This is a genomic window from Melaminivora alkalimesophila, assembly GCF_000282995.1.
In the GTDB taxonomy this organism is placed as follows: domain Bacteria; phylum Pseudomonadota; class Gammaproteobacteria; order Burkholderiales; family Burkholderiaceae_C; genus Melaminivora; species Melaminivora alkalimesophila.
Map to the genome: position 1 here is coordinate 1 of NZ_ALEE01000771.1, position 2255 is coordinate 2255.

2 protein-coding genes are annotated in these 2255 nt (G+C 71.4%); both read right to left on the reverse strand.

Translation table 11 applies throughout. The features are described from left to right. The coding region (gene egtB, locus A612_RS14880; protein ID WP_019375238.1) for an ergothioneine biosynthesis protein EgtB at positions 1–1315 on the reverse strand (1315 nt) is incomplete at its 3' end. A gap of 22 nt (positions 1316–1337) precedes the next feature. After that, positions 1338–2255 (reverse strand): L-histidine N(alpha)-methyltransferase (gene egtD / locus A612_RS14885; protein ID WP_019375239.1); only part of this gene is annotated, 918 nt, incomplete at its 5' end.

Below are 2255 nucleotides of genomic sequence, written 5' to 3' on the forward strand. Positions count from 1 at the left end.
AGCCGCCGTCGCGTGCCAGCCGCAGTCCGCTGAACTGCCAGCGCGCCGTGGCGGGGAAGAAGTTGCGGTAGCTGGCGCGCACATGTCCGGCGGGCGTCGCGCAGGAGCCGCCGCGCAGCACGTACTGGTTCACCATGAACTTGCCGTTGTACTCGCCCACCGCACCAGGCGCCGGCACAAAGCCGGGATACGGTGCGTAACTCGACTGCGTCCATTCCCAGACGTCGCCGAACAGCTGCCGCAGCGGATCGCCGCGCTCACCGGGGGGCGCCGCGCGGGGATGCAGCACGCCAGCCCCGGCCCAGTGCCCCTCCTCGGGCCGCGCACTCCCGGCGGCCGCTTCCCACTCCGCCTCGGTCGGCAGGCGCGCTCCCGCCCAGCGGGCATAGGCATCGGCCTCGTAGTAGGACAGGTGGACCACCGGTTGCGCCGGCTCAAGCGGCCGCGCGCCGGCCAGCGTGAACTCTTCCCAGCCCTGCCCACGCTGGCGCCAGTACAGAGGATGGCCCAGGCCCTGGCTGCAGACCCAGTCCCACCCTTCGGCCAGCCAGTGGGCAGGCTCCCGGTACCCGCCGTCTTCGACGAAGGCCAGGTAATCGGCATTGCTCACCGGGCGGTCGGCCAACGCATAGGGCTGCAGCCAGACCGGGTGGCGCGGGCCCTCGTTGTCGAAGGCAAAGCCGGTGCCCTGGTGGCCGATCTCGACCAGGCCACCGGGAAATTCGTGCCAGACCAGCGGCTGCGGCGGCCCGCTGGGGCGCCCCAGCGCCGGGGGCGGCTGCGGGTGGTAAGGCGGCCACGCGGGATGGCAGGACAGCAGGTGCTTCACGTCGGTAGCGATCAGCTCCTGGTGCTGCTGCTCGTGCTGCAGCCCCAGCTCCACCATCGAAGCCAGCGCCGGTGGCGGCTCGGCCTGCTGCAGCAGGTGCCGCACCCGTGCATCCACCGCCTCGCGCCAGGCCAGCACGGTCGCCAGTGCGGGCCGCGTGAGCAGGCCGCGGCGCGGCCGCGGATGCTGCGGGCCGACGCGCTGGTAATAGGAATTGAAGAGCACGCGGAATGCCGGATCGAAGGGCACGGAGCCGCGTTCCCAGCGCTCCAGCACGAAGGTCTCGAAGAACCAGGTGGTGTGCGCCAGGTGCCACTTGACGGGACTGGCCTCGGGCATCGACTGGGCGGCGCAGTCTTCCGCCGAGAGCGGGGCGGCCAACGCGGCGGTGGCCGCACGCACTTCGGAAAAGCGCCGCGCCAGCGCCGCCGCGCCGTCCCCCTGCCGCGCCACCGGCGCGCGCACATTGTCCAGGGCATCGTGCATCCAGGCTCCTCCTGAGGTGCGCTCAGGTCCGGGCATGGACCAGCGCATACCAGCCACGCCTGTCCAGCCAGGCCTGCGGCTGGCGAAAGCCCGCGGCCGCAAGCAGCTCCATGAAATCGGGCAGCCGGTATTTGTAGCTGTTTTCCGTATGGATCCGCTCGCACGCCGCAAAGCGCCGCTCGCCACCCGGCCAGCGCACGCACTGTGGACTTCGCGCCGCCAGGTGCATCTCGACGCGCGAGTGGTGCGCGTCGAAGAAGGCCTCGTGGCGCCACTGCGCAGGGTCGAAATCGCTGCCGATCAACCGGTTCAGGTGCGTCAGCACGTTGCGGTTGAAGGCCGCCGTCACGCCGGCCGCATCGTCGTACGCGGCCTGCAGCACGGCCGCGTCCTTGCGCAGGTCGACGCCGATCAGCAAGGCCCCCTCCTCGCCCGCGGCCAGCGTGTGCATCCCGCGCAGCAGTTGCAGCGCCTGCGGTGGATCGAAGTTGCCGATCGAGGAGCCCGGATAGAACACCAGGCGCCGGGCCTGCGGCAACCCCGCGGGCAGTGCAATGCCCGCCGTGATGTCGCCGCCGACGGCCCGCGCATCCAGCCCCGGCAGTGCCGTGCGCAGCCGCGCCACCGCCCCTTCAAGGTAATCGGCCGAGATATCCACGCCAACGAAGTGCGTGGCCTGCACGAGCCGGCACAACCGCAGGGCCTTGGCGCAGCTGCCGGCGCCGGGCTCGATGACCACGCGCCGCCGGCCGATGGCCCTGCCGATGGCTGCGCCCTGCCCGTCGAGGATGGCGCGTTCGGTGCGCGTCGGGTAGTACTCCGGCAAGCGCGTGATGGCCTCGAACAGTTCCGACCCCCGCTGGTCATAGAAATACTTGGGCGAGATCTGCGCCTGGGGCCACATCAATCCGTCGAGGATCGCCTGCCGCTCGGCGCCGGG